Annotated in this window: 12 protein-coding genes; all 12 read left to right on the top strand. The window is 61.4% G+C overall.

Annotation, left to right across the window (positions count from 1 at the left end):
* Positions 1-59 precede the first annotated feature (59 nt).
* The 12 genes from rfbF to LOY26_RS19155 all read left to right on the top strand — a co-directional run bounded on the left by rfbF (position 60) and on the right by LOY26_RS19155 (position 14,195).
* The gene (gene rfbF / locus LOY26_RS19210) at positions 60-830 is read left to right on the top strand and encodes a glucose-1-phosphate cytidylyltransferase (protein ID WP_033699490.1); all 771 of its coding nucleotides are present in this window, start codon (positions 60-62) and stop codon (positions 828-830) included.
* Complete coding sequence (rfbG, locus tag LOY26_RS19205; protein ID WP_186656501.1) at positions 821-1,888, top strand: CDP-glucose 4,6-dehydratase; 1,068 nt, start codon at positions 821-823, stop codon at positions 1,886-1,888. The genes rfbF and rfbG overlap by 10 nt, the downstream gene beginning before the upstream one ends.
* Positions 1,881-3,206: a lipopolysaccharide biosynthesis protein RfbH gene (rfbH, locus tag LOY26_RS19200; RefSeq protein WP_258713999.1), complete on the top strand. Its 1,326-nt coding sequence runs from the start codon at positions 1,881-1,883 to the stop codon at positions 3,204-3,206. Before rfbG ends, rfbH begins: the two co-directional genes overlap by 8 nt.
* Positions 3,206-4,735, top strand: a complete 1,530-nt coding sequence (locus tag LOY26_RS19195; protein WP_258713998.1) for an N-acetylneuraminate synthase family protein — start codon at positions 3,206-3,208, stop codon at positions 4,733-4,735. The genes rfbH and LOY26_RS19195 overlap by 1 nt, the downstream gene beginning before the upstream one ends.
* Position 4,736: 1 nt before the next feature.
* Positions 4,737-6,566, top strand: coding sequence for a thiamine pyrophosphate-binding protein (locus tag LOY26_RS19190; protein ID WP_033699484.1), 1,830 nt, complete (start codon positions 4,737-4,739; stop codon positions 6,564-6,566).
* Positions 6,566-7,201 (top strand): HAD family hydrolase, encoded by a 636-nt coding sequence (locus LOY26_RS19185; RefSeq protein WP_186656302.1) that lies wholly within the window; start codon positions 6,566-6,568, stop codon positions 7,199-7,201. Before LOY26_RS19190 ends, LOY26_RS19185 begins: the two co-directional genes overlap by 1 nt.
* 53 nt (positions 7,202-7,254) lie before the next feature.
* Entirely contained in the window at positions 7,255-8,232 is a 978-nt protein-coding gene (locus LOY26_RS19180) for a class I SAM-dependent methyltransferase (protein ID WP_258713997.1), read from the top strand.
* Complete coding sequence (locus LOY26_RS19175; RefSeq protein WP_238338599.1) at positions 8,183-9,262, top strand: NAD-dependent epimerase/dehydratase family protein; 1,080 nt, start codon at positions 8,183-8,185, stop codon at positions 9,260-9,262. The genes LOY26_RS19180 and LOY26_RS19175 overlap by 50 nt, the downstream gene beginning before the upstream one ends.
* A complete protein-coding gene (locus tag LOY26_RS19170) occupies positions 9,259-10,602 on the top strand; it encodes a polysaccharide pyruvyl transferase family protein (RefSeq protein ID WP_258713996.1) in 1,344 nt (447 codons plus the stop codon). Before LOY26_RS19175 ends, LOY26_RS19170 begins: the two co-directional genes overlap by 4 nt.
* A gap of 76 nt (positions 10,603-10,678) precedes the next feature.
* Complete coding sequence (locus LOY26_RS19165) at positions 10,679-11,845, top strand: class I SAM-dependent methyltransferase (RefSeq protein ID WP_258713995.1); 1,167 nt, start codon at positions 10,679-10,681, stop codon at positions 11,843-11,845.
* Between the two features lie 5 nt (positions 11,846-11,850).
* Positions 11,851-12,792: an FkbM family methyltransferase gene (locus tag LOY26_RS19160; protein ID WP_238338601.1), complete on the top strand. Its 942-nt coding sequence runs from the start codon at positions 11,851-11,853 to the stop codon at positions 12,790-12,792.
* Positions 12,789-14,195: a glycosyltransferase family A protein gene (locus LOY26_RS19155; RefSeq protein WP_258713994.1), complete on the top strand. Its 1,407-nt coding sequence runs from the start codon at positions 12,789-12,791 to the stop codon at positions 14,193-14,195. Before LOY26_RS19160 ends, LOY26_RS19155 begins: the two co-directional genes overlap by 4 nt.
* The last annotated feature ends 7 nt before the right edge of the window (positions 14,196-14,202 follow it).

Raw genomic sequence — 14,202 nt, 5'->3', positions numbered from 1 at the left:
ATAAAGGGCCAGGGGTCAGTTTTTTGTCACCCCTCCGACCAATGCGGACAAACAGCATAATGAAAGCAGTCATTCTGGCCGGTGGGCTGGGCACACGCATCAGCGAAGAATCCCACCTGCGCCCAAAGCCGATGATCGAGATAGGCGGCAAGCCGATCATCTGGCACATCATGAAGATCTACTCGCACTACGGTATCAACGACTTCGTCATTTGCCTGGGCTACAAGGGCTATGTGATCAAGGAGTACTTCGCCAACTACTTCCTGCACATGTCGGACGTCACCTTCGACATGGCGGAAAATCGCATGGATATCCATAACCGCCACGCCGAACCTTGGCGGGTGACGCTGGTGGATACCGGGGAAAACACCGCCACCGGTGGCCGCCTGAAGCGTGTCCGCGACTATGTTGGCGATGAAACCTTTTGCCTGACTTACGGCGACGGTGTGTCCGACGTCGATATCCCCCAACTGATCGACTTCCACCGGCAGCACGGCAGGCTGGCCACGGTTACCGCCGTGCAGCCGCCGGGGCGTTATGGCGCGCTGGATGTGCAGGGCGAGCAGGTACGTGGCTTCCAGGAAAAACCTTTGGGCGACGGCGGCTGGATCAATGGCGGCTTCTTCGTGCTGGAGCCGGCCGTGCTCGATTACATCGAAGGTGACGACACCACCTGGGAATACGAGCCGCTGCGTCGTCTGGCCAAGGAGGAGCAGCTGATGAGCCACCTGCACCGTGGCTTCTGGCAGCCGATGGACACCCTGCGTGATCGCATGCTGCTTGAAGAACACTGGAAAAACGGCGAAGCAGCATGGCAGCTATGGCGCTGAACCCGGCATTCTGGGCTGGGCGCCGAGTCCTGCTGACCGGGCATACCGGCTTCAAGGGCGGCTGGCTGGCCGTCTGGCTGCGCCAGCTTGGCGCCGAACTGCGCGGCTTTGCCTTGCCTGCCGCGACCACGCCATCGTTGTGGCAGGCCGCGCAGCTGCAGCAGCAGATAGCCGGCGATTTCGCCGATATCCGTGATGCTTCGGCCCTGGCTGGTGCCTTGAAGGATTTCCAGCCGGAGGTGGTGCTGCATCTGGCGGCTCAGCCGCTGGTGCGCGAATCCTATCGTGCGCCAGGCGACACCTACGCAACCAACGTCATGGGCACGCTCAACCTGCTGGAGGCCGTGCGTGCCACGCCTTCGGTACGCGCGGTGCTGGTGGTGACCACCGACAAATGCTACGACAACCGCGAATGGCCCTGGCCCTACCGGGAACAGGACGCCCTAGGCGGCTTCGACCCCTATAGCAGCAGCAAGGCCTGTGTCGAACTGCTGTGCGCGAGCTACCGCGATTCGTTCTTGCGTACCTCCGGCGTGGCCCTGGCCACGGCGCGCGCTGGCAACGTGCTAGGGGGCGGGGACTGGTCTGCCGAGCGCTTGCTGCCGGATATCTTGCGTGCCTGGGAGGATGGCCAAGAGGTGATCTTGCGGTATCCCGATGCGACGCGCCCCTGGCAGCACGTACTCGACCCGCTGATGGGCTATCTGCAACTGGCGCAGGGCTTGCTGACCGATGCCGAGCGACACGCCGCAGCCTGGAACTTCGGCCCTGACAGCGCAGGGCTGGCCAGCGTCGGCGAGATCGTCCGGCGCCTTGCCGAACGTTGGCCAGGCGAGGCGCGCTGGTCGGTGGCCGGCGATGCCCAGCCGCACGAAGCCGGCCTGCTGGCGCTGGACTCCAGCAAGGCGCGGCAGATGCTTGGCTGGTCGCCCCGCTGGTCGCTGGATGACACCCTGAAACAGACCCTGGACTGGCATCTGGCCTGGCGCGCAGGGCGTGATATGAACATCGTTACCCGCGAGCAGATCGCGGTTCACCAAGGCGGATCCCATGAGTGACAGTACGGCGCAGCAGTTGCGCCAACAGATTGCCGAACTGGTCGGGCGCTATGCCGATCTGCAGATGGCGCCGAAACCCTTCGTGGCGGGGCAGAGCAGCGTTCCGCCTGCCGGCAAGGTGATCGGCGCGGGCGAACTGCAGGCGATGACCGAGGCCGTGCTGGATGGCTGGCTGACCACCGGGCGCTTCAACGAGGCGTTCGAGAAGCGCCTGGCCAAGTACCTGGGCCGTCGCTGCGTACTCACCACCAACTCGGGTTCGTCGGCCAACCTGCTGGCGTTTTCCGCGCTGACCTCGCCACGTCTCGGCGACCGCGCGATCAAGCCCGGCGACGAAGTGATCGGCGTTGCCGCCGGTTTCCCGACCACCGTCAACCCGATCCTGCAGTTTGGCGCGGTACCGGTGTTCGTCGATGTCGAGATGGGCACCTACAACATCAACCCGGCGCTGATCGAAGCGGCCATCGGCCCGAAGACCAAGGCCATCATGCTCGCCCATACCCTGGGCAACCCTTTCGACCTGGGCGTGATCCGCGCCCTGTGCGACAAGTACGGCCTGTGGCTGATCGAAGACTGCTGCGATGCCCTGGGCTCCACCTACCAGGGGCGCATGGTCGGCACCTTCGGCGATATCGGCACGCTCAGCTTCTACCCGGCGCACCACATCACCATGGGCGAGGGTGGGGCAGTGTTCACCGACTCGCCGTTGCTCAAGCGCATCATCGAGTCGTACCGCGACTGGGGCCGCGATTGCTACTGTGCGCCCGGCGAGGACAACACCTGCAGCAAGCGTTTCTGCTGGAAACTGGGTGGCCTGCCGCAAGGCTACGACCACAAGTACACCTACTCGCACCTGGGCTACAACCTGAAGATCACCGACATGCAGGCCGCCTGCGCGCTGGCGCAGATGGACCGGGTCGATGATTTCGTCGCTGCGCGTAAACGCAACTTCGGCTGGCTCAGCGAGCGTCTGGCCAGTTGTGCAGACCAACTGATCCTGCCGCAGGCCACCCGCGACAGTGACCCCTCCTGGTTCGGCTTCCCGATTACCCTGCGCGACGGCAGCGGCGTGAAGCGCCTCGAGCTGTTGCGTTACCTGGATGAACAGGGCGTGGGTACCCGCCTGCTGTTCGCCGGCAACCTGACGCGCCAGCCTTACATGCAGGGGCTGAACTACCGGGTTTCCGGCGAACTGCCGGTCACCGACAAGATCATGAACGACACGTTCTGGATCGGCCTCTGGCCGGGCTTGAGCGATGACCATCTGGAACATGCGGCCAGTCACATCGAAACCTGGCTCAATCGAGGAACCCACTGATGAGCACTGCCTCTTCCGCCAACACCGGTACGTTGTTCGACAAACCGCTGTTCATCCTCGAAATGGCCAACAACCACATGGGCGATGTGGCGCATGGCGTGGCGCTGATTCGCGCATTTGCCGAGGTGTGCAAGGCGTTCCCGTTTCGCTTTGCCTTCAAGCTGCAATACCGTGACCTGGATACCTTCATTCACCCGGCGATGCGCGGCCGTGACGATGTGAAGTACATCAAGCGTTTCGGCGAGACACGTTTGTCCCGTGAGCAGTTCGATACCCTGGTGGCGGAAATCCGTGCCAACGGCTTTCTTTGCCTGTCCACGCCGTTCGATGAGGCATCGGTAGGCGTGATCGAAGAGCAGGGGCTGGATGCGATCAAGATCGCCAGTTGCTCGATGAGCGACTGGCCGTTGCTGGAACGCGTGGTACAGACTCAGCAGCCGCTGATCGTCTCCACGGCCGGTTCGACCCTGGATGAGCTCGATCGTCTGGTCAGCTTCCTAGCCCACCGGGAAAAGAGTTTCGCCATTCTGCATTGCGTAGGGGAGTACCCGACCCCGGATGCCAACATGCACCTGTCGCAGGTGGATTTTCTGCGCCGGCGCTACCCTGACGTGCGCGTGGGCTTTTCCACCCATGAAAACCCGGACAACACCGATATCGTCAAGATCGCGCTGGCCAAGGGCGCGCGTATTTTCGAGAAACACGTCGGCTTGCCCACCGAGCAATTCCCCATCAACGCCTACTCGGCAAGCCCTGAGCAGGTTCGGCGCTGGCTGGAAGCGGCGCAATATGCCTTGTTGCTGTGTGGTGAAGGCGAGCAGCGTCTGCCGGTGAACGAGCGTGAACGCGACAGCCTGCGCTCCCTGCGTCGTGGTGTGTTTGCGCGCAGGCCCATTGCCGCGGGTGAGGTGGTACAGGCAGACGACGTGTATTTTGCCTTCCCGCCGCAAGACGGGCAGGTCACTGCCAACGACTGGTCGAAGTACGCCACCTTCACTGCCCAGGCGGATATCCCTGAGCATGCCGCACTGAGCACGCAGAACAGCACGCGGCGTGATGTGCGTGACAAGGTCTGGGCGATTGTCCAGCAAGTGCGCGCACAGTTGAGCGGCAGCCATGTAGTGGTGCCGGGGCGGGTCGACCTGGAGATCTCCCACCACTATGGCCTGGAGCAGTTCGACGAAATCGGTTTGACCATGCTCACGGTGGTCAATCGCGGCTACTGCAAGAAACTGCTGATGCTGCTGCCAGGCCAACAGCACCCTGAGCAATACCACAAGCGCAAGGAAGAAACCTTCCACGTCCTGCATGGCGAGCTGACGCTGCAGCTGGACGGTGTCAAGCGGGTCTGCCGTCCGGGGGATGTGGTCACCGTCGAGCCGGGTGTTCGCCATGCCTTCCACAGCGAGGGTGGGGCCATTATCGAAGAGCTGTCCTCCACGCATTTCAGCAATGATTCGTTCTATACCGACGAAGCGATCAATGCCAATCGCGACCGTAAAACCCTCTTGAGCTATTGGATGGACTGACGTGCCAAGCCCCTATCGTGTTGCAGACTACATTGCTGACTTCATTGCCGATCTGGGTGTGAAGCACGTCTTCCTGTTGCCAGGCGGAGGTGCCATGCACCTCAACGACGCGGTCGGCAAGCACCCCAACCTGGATGTGGTGGCCTGCCACCATGAACAGGCCGCCGCGATTGCCGCCGAAGCCTACTGCCGGATCAACGAGAACATCGGTGTGGCGATGGTCACCACTGGCCCGGGAGCGACCAATGCGGTGACTGCCGTTGCCGGTGCCTGGATCGAGTCGGTGCCGTTGCTGGTCGTCTCCGGCCAGGTCAAGCGTGCCGACCTGCTGCGTGGCGCGCCACTTCGGCAGAAGGGCGTGCAGGAAGTGGATATCGTCAGCGTGGTCGAGCCGATCACCAAGTATGCGGTGACCGTCCAGCAGCCAGAAGACATTCGCCGCGAGTTGGAGCGCGCTGTCTTTGTAGCGCGAGATGGCCGTGCCGGCCCGGTATGGATCGACGTACCGCTGGACGTGCAGGGCGCGCCGATCGATGCCGACAGCCTGGTGGGCTGGGACGAGGCCACAGCACCCGTTGCAGCGCTGGACGCGGCAACGCTGGAGCAGATCCGCAGCTTGCTTGACGGTGCCCAGCGGCCGCTGATCCTCGCCGGCCATGGTGTTCGCTTGAGCGGCGCGGCAGCAGCCTTCCGTGATTTGATCGAAAGCATGGGCGTGCCGCTGGTGACGACCTGGAATGCAATGGACCTGCTGCCTCACGAGCACCCGCTGTATGTCGGTCGCCCAGGCGTGGTAGCGCTGCGTGCACCGAACTTCGCAATACAGAATGCCGATCTGCTGATCACCATCGGCTGTCGTCTGGACAACATCATCACCGCCTATGCGCCGCGCGACTTTGCGCGCAACGCACGCAAGATCGTCGTGGATGTGGATGCCAACGAGATCGCCAAGCTCGACATGGACATCGATGTCGCCGTTACCCGCGATGCCGCCAGCTTCATCGAAACACTGGCCGCGTCGCTGAAAGGTGCCTCGTTCAACCGCCCGCAATGGTTGGCACGTTGCCGCGACTGGAAGTCACGCTATGGCGTCAACGACGGCAAGCCTTTCGCGGCCAGCGGGCCGATCAGCCACTTCCAGTTTGCTGACGCGCTTTCCAACGCCGTGCCGGAAAATACCCTGGTCAGCACCGGCAGCTCGGGGTTGGCGGTCGAAGTCTTCTACACCGTGTTCCGCAATCGCCCAGGCCAGCGTGTATTCCTGACCTCTGGCCTGGGCGCCATGGGTTACGGCCTGCCCGCTGCGATTGGTGCGTGCTTCGCCAACGGCAGCAAGCCGATGGTGGCGGTGGAGAGCGATGGCAGCCTGCAACTGAATATTCAGGAGCTGGCCACGCTGCGCGGGTTCAACCTGCCGATCTGCCTGGTGGTGATGAACAACGGCGGTTATGCCTCGATCCGCAATACCCAGCGCAACTACTTCGAAAGCCGCTATGTCGGCACCGGCCCCGAGGCGGGCTTGTGGATGCCAGACCTGGAAGAACTGGCACGTGCCTACCACTTGCCGTTCAAGCGCATCAGCGATGCCGCCGAGCTGGAGCAGGGCCTGGCCGAGGCCGTGCAAATGCCGCGTCCGATGATCGTGGAAGTGGTGTTGATGAAGGATGAGGCGTTGAGCCCGAAGGTTGCGGCAATTCCGCAGGCGGATGGCTCGATGACCTCGATGCCGCTGGAAGACATGAGCCCCTTGCTGCCGCTGGCGGTATTGGAGGAAGAAATGGCTGGCAACATCGCCCCGGTATCGCGCCAGGTTCGGCAGCAGGTCAATTGATGAAACGCCACGTCCTGTTCGACTTTGACGGTACCTTGGTGGACTCGGCGCCGGCCATTCTTGTCTGCTTTACCCGTGTGCTGAAGGCGCACGGGCTGCAGGCCATGCGCCCCATAGACGCCAGCCTGATCGGGCCGCCCTTGCGCCAGACGCTGGCGACACTGAGCGGCAGTGACGACGCAGCATTGCTGGATGCCCTGAGCGCCTCGTTCAAGGACATTTACGATTCCGAAGCCTGCCTGGAAACACCGGCCTATGCGGGTTGCCAGGCGATCTTGGAGCAGCTGCGCGAGCAGGGCTTCAATCTGTCCATTGCGACCAACAAACGTCTGCTGCCGACCCAGCGCATCATTGCGGCATTGGGTTGGCAAGGGCTGTTCAGCGACGTGTATGCCAGTGACTCCTACCCTGATCGCTACACGGACAAGGCCGGCATGATCGCAGCCTTGCTGGGGGATGGCGGCATTGCCGCGCAATCGGCCCTCTACATTGGCGATACCGTCGCAGACGGTCGTGCAGCGGCGGCCAATGGTGTCGAGTTCTGGCCAGTCGCTTGGGGCTATGGTCAATTTGCCAGTCATGAGCAGCCATTGCCTTCGCCGCAACAGTTGCTGGAACGCCTGGTGCGCGCATGAACACAGCTGCTACAGCCAACACATGCCCCTGCTGCGCAACGGTCGAGCGCGTATTGCCCCGCCCGCAATACACCGCTTGCCGGCTGTGTGGGCATCGTTGGCGGATGCCGATGGACGAGGCGGGCTACTATGAAACGCTGGTCGCTCGTAACGATCTGAACACGCCTTGGTTCAAGCGCAAGATGCGTGAACGTGTCGCCGCGGTATCCGACTTGCTGAAGACAGGCAAGGAACGCGTGCTCGAAGTCGGCTGTGCGGAAGGTGAGCTCGGTCGCGAGATCAAGGCGCGCTTTGCCGTCACCTATGAGGGTGTGGAGTTGTCGCAGGACAGGGTGCTGGCGACGCAGAAACTTGACCGCGTATTCCACACGCCAGCCAGCGAGATTGAGGCAACGCCGTACCAGTTGATCGTGTCCTTCCATGTGCTGGAGCATATTGCTCGACCCGAGCAGGAGCTTGCAGCCTGGGCGAGCCTTCTGAGTGCGGACGGGCGTGTGCTGATCGAGGTGCCGAACCAGGCCGGGCATCCGCTGCTGGCCAGCGATCGCAATCCCGAGCACCTGCACCAGTTCACCCCGGCGTCGCTGGCCCTGCTGCTCGCACGTTGCGGCTTTACCTGCGAAGCGTTGTCCGTGGGGCATTACGAATCGCCGGTCTACTCGGACTCGGTGCGCCTCGTCGCCCGCTTGCAGCCTGCGGCCGCGCAACGCGAGCAGCGTCTGCTGCAGCGTTTTCGTGAGCAAACTGGCGGCCCGTTCCTGGTGTACGGCATTGGCGGCGACTACCTCAATTATCTGGCACCGATTGCCGAGTCGCTGGATATCCACGCCCTGCTGGACTCATCAGAAACCAAATGGGGGCAGCGCCTGGGTAAACACGTGGTGTGTGCCTACGATCCGCAAGTGCACGCGGAGTTGCCCATCCTCATCTGCTCCATTCGCTTCGCCACGGACATCCGTCAGCACCTGCTCGACCTTGGGATTGCAGCGCAGCGCATCATCGGCCTGGATAGCATCTATGAAAACGCCTGATCCCGTTCTCGCTGCGGACTTGAGCGGGATGCTCACAGCCCCGCTGCCCTGGGAAGCCCTGCACGGCCGTCATATTCTGGTCACTGGCGCCTCGGGCTTCATTGGTGGGCATGTCGTCGAAGCCCTCGTCTGGCTCAATCGGCGTCAGCCTCAGGCGAAGGTGCACGTGTACGCCCTGGCGCGGGACCTGGCAAAACTGCGTCAGCGCATGCCCTGGCTGGATATTCCAGGCGAAGTGACGCCTCTGATCCAGGATGTCACCCAGCCCTGCGGCCTTGCTGCGCCGCTGGATTTCATCGTCCATGCCGCCAGCCCTGCCAGCCCCAAGGACTATCTGCAACGGCCGGTCGATACGATCCGTGCCAATACCGATGGCACCCGGGCACTGCTTGAGCTGGCCCGGGACAAGCAGGCACGTTTTCTGTTTCTCAGCAGTGGTGCGGTGTACGGCGACAACCCTTGGCAAACCGATGCGATCGCGGAAGGTGATTTTGGCCGGGAAGACCCGTTGGCTCCACGGGCCTGCTACGGCGAGAGCAAGCGCTTGGCCGAAACGCTGTGCCAGGCCTACCACACCCAATACGGTGTGGATGCCAGGATTGCGCGGATTTCCCATTGCTATGGGCCGGGTATGCGGCTGGACGATGGCCGGGCGATCTCCGATCTGCTTGCCGATGTCCTTCACAACCGGGATATCCAGCTGGATTCCGATGGAAGCGCCTCGCGTCCGTTCTGCTATGTCTCCGATACCGTGCTCGGGCTGTTCCACATCCTGTTCCGGGGCGAAGCGGGCCATGCCTACAACGTCGGTGAAACGCAGGAAACCAGCATCCTGGAATTGGCCGAAAAGTTGATTGCCTCAGCCGGTAAGGCAGGGCAGCTCACGGTCAGGCCGCAGGCGCGCAGTGGCCCGGCACCTGCTGTGAGAAACGCCGGGCATTTCAATATCGACAAAATTCGCGCTTTAGGGTGGGCGCCACTCACACCTTTGGATGTGGGTTTGTCCCGACTCTTGCAGGCCCATACATGACCGCTCCCGATTCGCGTCCGACACTCATTGGTTACCTCCCTCCGCCTGAGGGCATTAGAAAGACCGGGGCCAACTACCAATATCATTCTCAATTCATCAATATTGGGGATATTGTTTACGCTCATGCCGGCGCCATGTTGACCTCGGGGCGTCATGTTGAGGCGTGGAACTTTCGGATGACCGCAGAAGAGGTCAATGAACGATTTTCCAAGGTGATATTTTTCATTCCTTGCAGAATTGCGCCGCCTCCCTATGACCAGGATGGTTACCCTTACGCGTACGTCACGGACTTTATCGAGAAACTGAAAATTCCTTTTTTCAGTCTTGGCGAATCCATTCAAGCCAGGGAGTACGATTATCAGCCCGGCTTCCACAAGCAGCTTTCTCCTGCCGTGGTTCGCTACCTGAGTGTGATTGCCGATCGGTCACCGGTGGTGGGGACGCGCGGTTATTATTCAGCGGACGTGCTGAATAGCCTCGGGATCAAGAATGCCGTTCCTTTAGGCTGCCCGTCCCTCTACCTGAATGGCCCTTCGCTGCGTACGTCCTTGCTGGAGGTGCCGCACAACCCTGAAAAGGTTGCGGTGTGCTACTCGAACTATCAGGGCAATCGTCATAGCCGCATCGACGACGTTCTGCGCCTGGCCAGTCAGCACGATTATTACTATGTCGAGCAGGTCTTTGGCCTGCTTGCGCAGGCGCTCTATTACCCCGGGAAGGTCAGCGGGGCTGATATCCATGCGGCGCGGCGTTTCTATAAAGACTTGGCGCCTGTGCTGGCCTTGTTGAAACAAAAGCGCGTTCGCTACTTTACAAACTATAGCCTGTGGAAGGCATTCCTCGGCTCGATGGATTTTGTGTTCGGTGCCCGCATGCATGGTTTGACGCCGGCGCTGCATGCCGGGAAGCCTGCCGTGTTCATTGCGCACGATTCGAGGGTGCGGGAAATGTGCGAGTTCTTCTCACTGCCGTTTGTGGCGGAGCATGAGCTACCTGCGTCAATGGATATCAACTTCTTCTTGTCACGCTGTGACTACACCGCGACGCTTTCGCAGTATCAAGATGCCTATGCGCGATTCGTTCAGACGCTGCGCACGCTTGGGCTCGACGGCAATATCGATGCAGCGGGTTCGATTATTGATAGTTGGGAACCTGAGCCTGACGTGCAGGTGGCCAGCGAGGAGCGCGTCCCGCGTTACTCACCCGAAGAAATGTTCAACCTGGAGCAGCAACTTGCTATTTGCGCCGGGATTCCGGACGAGACCTTTTTGAAGCTTGCCCAGATCAGTGATATTTCCCAACGTTGGTACCGTTCTCGTCTTAATACACAGGCGGGTTAAGACCGCTTGATTTGGCCAGTTATTGTTGCGTCTTTCGGTTTTGGCAAGGCCGTTCGTAAAGTTCAGGGTAGGCGATATGAGAGCGTGTGAAATTTGTGGCGGAAGCCATCTAGAGCAACTGCACCGTCAGCATTTTCTGTTCCCGGGGCTTCCCCAGGCCGTGCATTACGATGTGGTGGCCTGTCGCAACTGCGGTTTTGCCTACGCCAGCGACATTCCGGATCAGTCGGCGCTCGATCAGTTCTATCAGAACGTCGAGCATCACCTGCATACCGACTTGCCGCCCGGGTTGGCGCGTATTCACGGGGATTTCTTCCACTTCGTCCAGCAACATGCAGACCTGGCAAGCGACGCTCGCATTCTCGATATCGGTTCGGGCATGGGGCATTTCCTTGCACATTTCAAACAGGCAGGCTTCCAGCGCTTGCTCGGTATGGAGCCCAGCCCGGCTGCAGCCAAGCTGGCGCACGAAATCTACGGGGTGGAGATCAGAAGCGCGACCGTGGATGCTTTCGTCACTGAAGAGCGCTTCCAGTTGATCAGCCTTTGCGGCGTGCTGGAGCACATTGCCGACCTGCGCAACAGCATGGCCAAGATTGCGGCGCTGCTGGCGGACGATGGTTATCTGTTCATCGCGGTTCCCGATGCCGAGGCCTTCGGCAAGACGCCGCCGGCTGAGCCCTTCCTCGAGTTTGCGCTGGAGCACATCAACTTCTTCAGTGCCGTCAGCCTGGACAACCTGCTGGCTGCCAGCGGCTTCGAGAAAGTGACGGTCATCTCCCAGCACAACGATTTCTACGACAACCATTACCTGCTGGCCATGTACCGCAAGACGACCAAGGCAGCTAAGCGTTTCACGCTTGATGCTGTGGCGGCTGCCAGCCTGCTCAGTTATGTCGAGCTGTCGCGACAGGTATTGCGCCCGGTGGAAGCGCTGGCCGAGCAACTGGAGGCCAGTGCCGAGCCGGTGCTGATCTGGGGCGCTGGCGCGCTTACCAGCCGGTTGCTCTGCGATACCCGGCTGGGCAAGGCCAATATCTGCGGCATCGTCGACCGGAACAGGAACCTGCAGGGCAAACCCCTGCTCGGTGTGACCATTACCGGCCCCGATGAGCTGGCGCAGCACCAGGGGGCCACGGTGTTCATTGCCAGTACCACTTACGCTGCAGAGATCCGCGACACACTGATCCAGCAACATGACTGGCGCGGCAGAATCCTCAGCCTCGCCACCGGAGCCCGGTAATGCCGATGAACACGCTTAACCACATCCGTGCGGCCTACGAGGCCGGGGAATCTGCCAAGCAGGATTACATCGAGGCCATCCACGCACGGCACGCCAGCCTGTTCGCGTACCCCGAGTTCCTCGCCGGTACCGACGTGGAGTCTCTGCGTATCCTGCCGGAGGGCGTCTTCGTGCGTTCCCGCTCGCAGCAGATCGAGTTGTTTCTCGACCCCCAGGACCAGCACCTGGTGCCCTGCACCCTGATGAACTTCCGTGCCTATGAAACACTGGAGACCGAGTTCCTCAAAGCCATCACCCCGGAAAACGGGGTGGTTCTGGACATCGGCGCCAACTGCGGCTGGTATGCCCTGGCGCTGGCTCGGCACTGCCCCTCGGCGCGGATTCACGCCTTCGAACCGATTCCGCATACCCATGAGATTCTAGAGCGCAACATCCGCCACAACGGTTTGTTCAACATAGAGGCGCACCGGCTGGCCTTTTCGAACCAGCAGGCGACACTAGAGTTTCTCTACACGCCCAACTGTTCCGGCGCCACTTCCCAGGTGCTGGCCGGGCAACCGGGCAGCCAGGAAAGCCTGCAGAAGGTGTCCTGCCTGGCCACGACGCTGGATAGCTTCTGCGCGCAGCATGAGCTGGCGCCGCAGATCATCAAGTGCGATGTAGAGGGGGCGGAGTTGATGGTGATCCAGGGCGGCGAGGCGATGCTCGCTCGCCATAAGCCGGTGATTCTGATCGAGCTATTGAGGAAGTGGGCCAGGCAGTTCGACTACCACCCCAACGAGGTGGTGGAGCGGCTTGGTCGTATCGGCTATCAGGCCTATACCCTGAGCAAAGAGGGGCTGCACCCCTGCCCGGGCATTGACGAGCAAACCCAGGAAACCAACTTCGTCTTTGTGCACGAGCAGCAGCACCGTCAGATCGCCGACCTGCTGCGGTCCATGCCATGAACCCAGCCATTCCGCCGCTGACCGTTGCTCTGCTGACTTACAACCGACTGGACTACCTCAAGCAGTCCCTCGCTGCCGTGCTCGGCCAGAGCTTCGAGGATTTCGAGCTGCTGGTTCTCGACAATGGCAGCAGTGACGGGACGGCGCAGTTCATTCTGGGCCTGCAGGACCCGCGAATCCGTTACGTCAGGAACTCGCGCAATGTTTCCACCGTGGAGTTCAACTGCCGTTCGGCTTATCACCTCGCCCTGGGGCGACGGGTGATCGTCACCCATGACGACGACGTCATGGAGCAAGACATGCTGGAGCGGCAGATGCGCTTCATGGATGGCCACCCCGAGGTGCGGCTGGTGTGGACGCGCGTCAGCGACATTGATCAGGATGGCCATGCGCTGGTCGGGGGCAGCACCGTGCCCGACGCGGAGCGAATTTTCGCGCCCGGGGAATACATCAGCAGTTTCCTCAAGGAGCGGCTGTGGCCGATGCCCAGCGGTGTGATGCTGGAGCGCGCCGTACTGCCCAAGTTGTATGCGGTACACGCGTGCCTCGGCGAGGCGGCTGCGCGCAAGAAAACCCTGGAGACGGCGGGCATCGAGGACGTGCTGATGCCGGCGCGCATCAATCGCCGGCATGCCATCGGCTACCTTGACCAGCCCTTGCTGCGCCGTCGGGTGCATACCCAGCAGTTCTCCCATGCGGCGAGCCTGTCGCTGCCTGGGGTCGCCCTCTATCGAGACCTGAAGCACATCGCCAAGGGCGTTCCCGGGCTGGAGGCAGAAACCCTGCATTTCGATGCCTTCACGGCGCGCTTCTTCATTCAGGAAGCCATTACGACCCAGCCCGCGAGGGCGATCAACAACGGCATTTTAAAGAAGATTGGTAAAACGGCCGACGGCCTGCAGCGCAACATGGCATTGGCCCCCGACGCCTTTCTGGCGGGCCTGCCTGTGTTTCTGCTGGCCCAGCTTCTGTCGCTGGGCGAACCGGCGTGCCAACTGAACACGCTGTCGGCCTCCGGGCATGCCAGCGCTACCGAGAAACTTCTGAGCTGGGCGCGCAAAGCCACCGCAACGCCACGCTCGAGCATCCTGGCCGGCCTGGAGGGGCGCAGGATCATCATCTTCGGTAGTGCCTTCATCGCCGCGCTGTTGATTCTTGAAGCCGAGAAAAACGGCGATCAGGTCGTTGCCTGTATCGATTCCAACATCAATCGCCAGGGCAGAGAAATGCTGGGCGTACCCATTCAGCCCTTGGCCTGGATGAGTGAGCACGTGGAAGAGGGCGATGTCGTGGTCATCAGTTCCGAGCGGGATCATGAACATTACATTGAAGCGCTTATCCATCAGCACCTCAGGGCAGCGGCACGCGTCGTGTCCTGGAAGCACCTGACGGCATCTGCGTGATTCACGA

Origin of the sequence: Pseudomonas sp. B21-047 (genome assembly GCF_024748775.1) — a bacterium.
Taxonomy (GTDB): Bacteria; Pseudomonadota; Gammaproteobacteria; order Pseudomonadales; family Pseudomonadaceae; genus Aquipseudomonas; species Aquipseudomonas capeferrum.
This window is presented reverse-complemented; position numbering and strand designations above follow the sequence as displayed.

Coding starts and splice junctions, on each gene's coding strand:
- rfbF (WP_033699490.1), top strand. CDS start 60: ATGAAAGCAGTCATTCTGGCCGGTGGGCTGGGCACACGCATCAGCGAA.
- rfbG (WP_186656501.1), top strand. CDS start 821: ATGGCGCTGAACCCGGCATTCTGGGCTGGGCGCCGAGTCCTGCTGACC.
- rfbH (WP_258713999.1), top strand. CDS start 1,881: ATGAGTGACAGTACGGCGCAGCAGTTGCGCCAACAGATTGCCGAACTG.
- LOY26_RS19195 (WP_258713998.1), top strand. CDS start 3,206: ATGAGCACTGCCTCTTCCGCCAACACCGGTACGTTGTTCGACAAACCG.
- LOY26_RS19185 (WP_186656302.1), top strand. CDS start 6,566: ATGAAACGCCACGTCCTGTTCGACTTTGACGGTACCTTGGTGGACTCG.
- LOY26_RS19170 (WP_258713996.1), top strand. CDS start 9,259: ATGACCGCTCCCGATTCGCGTCCGACACTCATTGGTTACCTCCCTCCG.
- LOY26_RS19165 (WP_258713995.1), top strand. CDS start 10,679: ATGAGAGCGTGTGAAATTTGTGGCGGAAGCCATCTAGAGCAACTGCAC.
- LOY26_RS19160 (WP_238338601.1), top strand. CDS start 11,851: ATGAACACGCTTAACCACATCCGTGCGGCCTACGAGGCCGGGGAATCT.
- LOY26_RS19155 (WP_258713994.1), top strand. CDS start 12,789: ATGAACCCAGCCATTCCGCCGCTGACCGTTGCTCTGCTGACTTACAAC.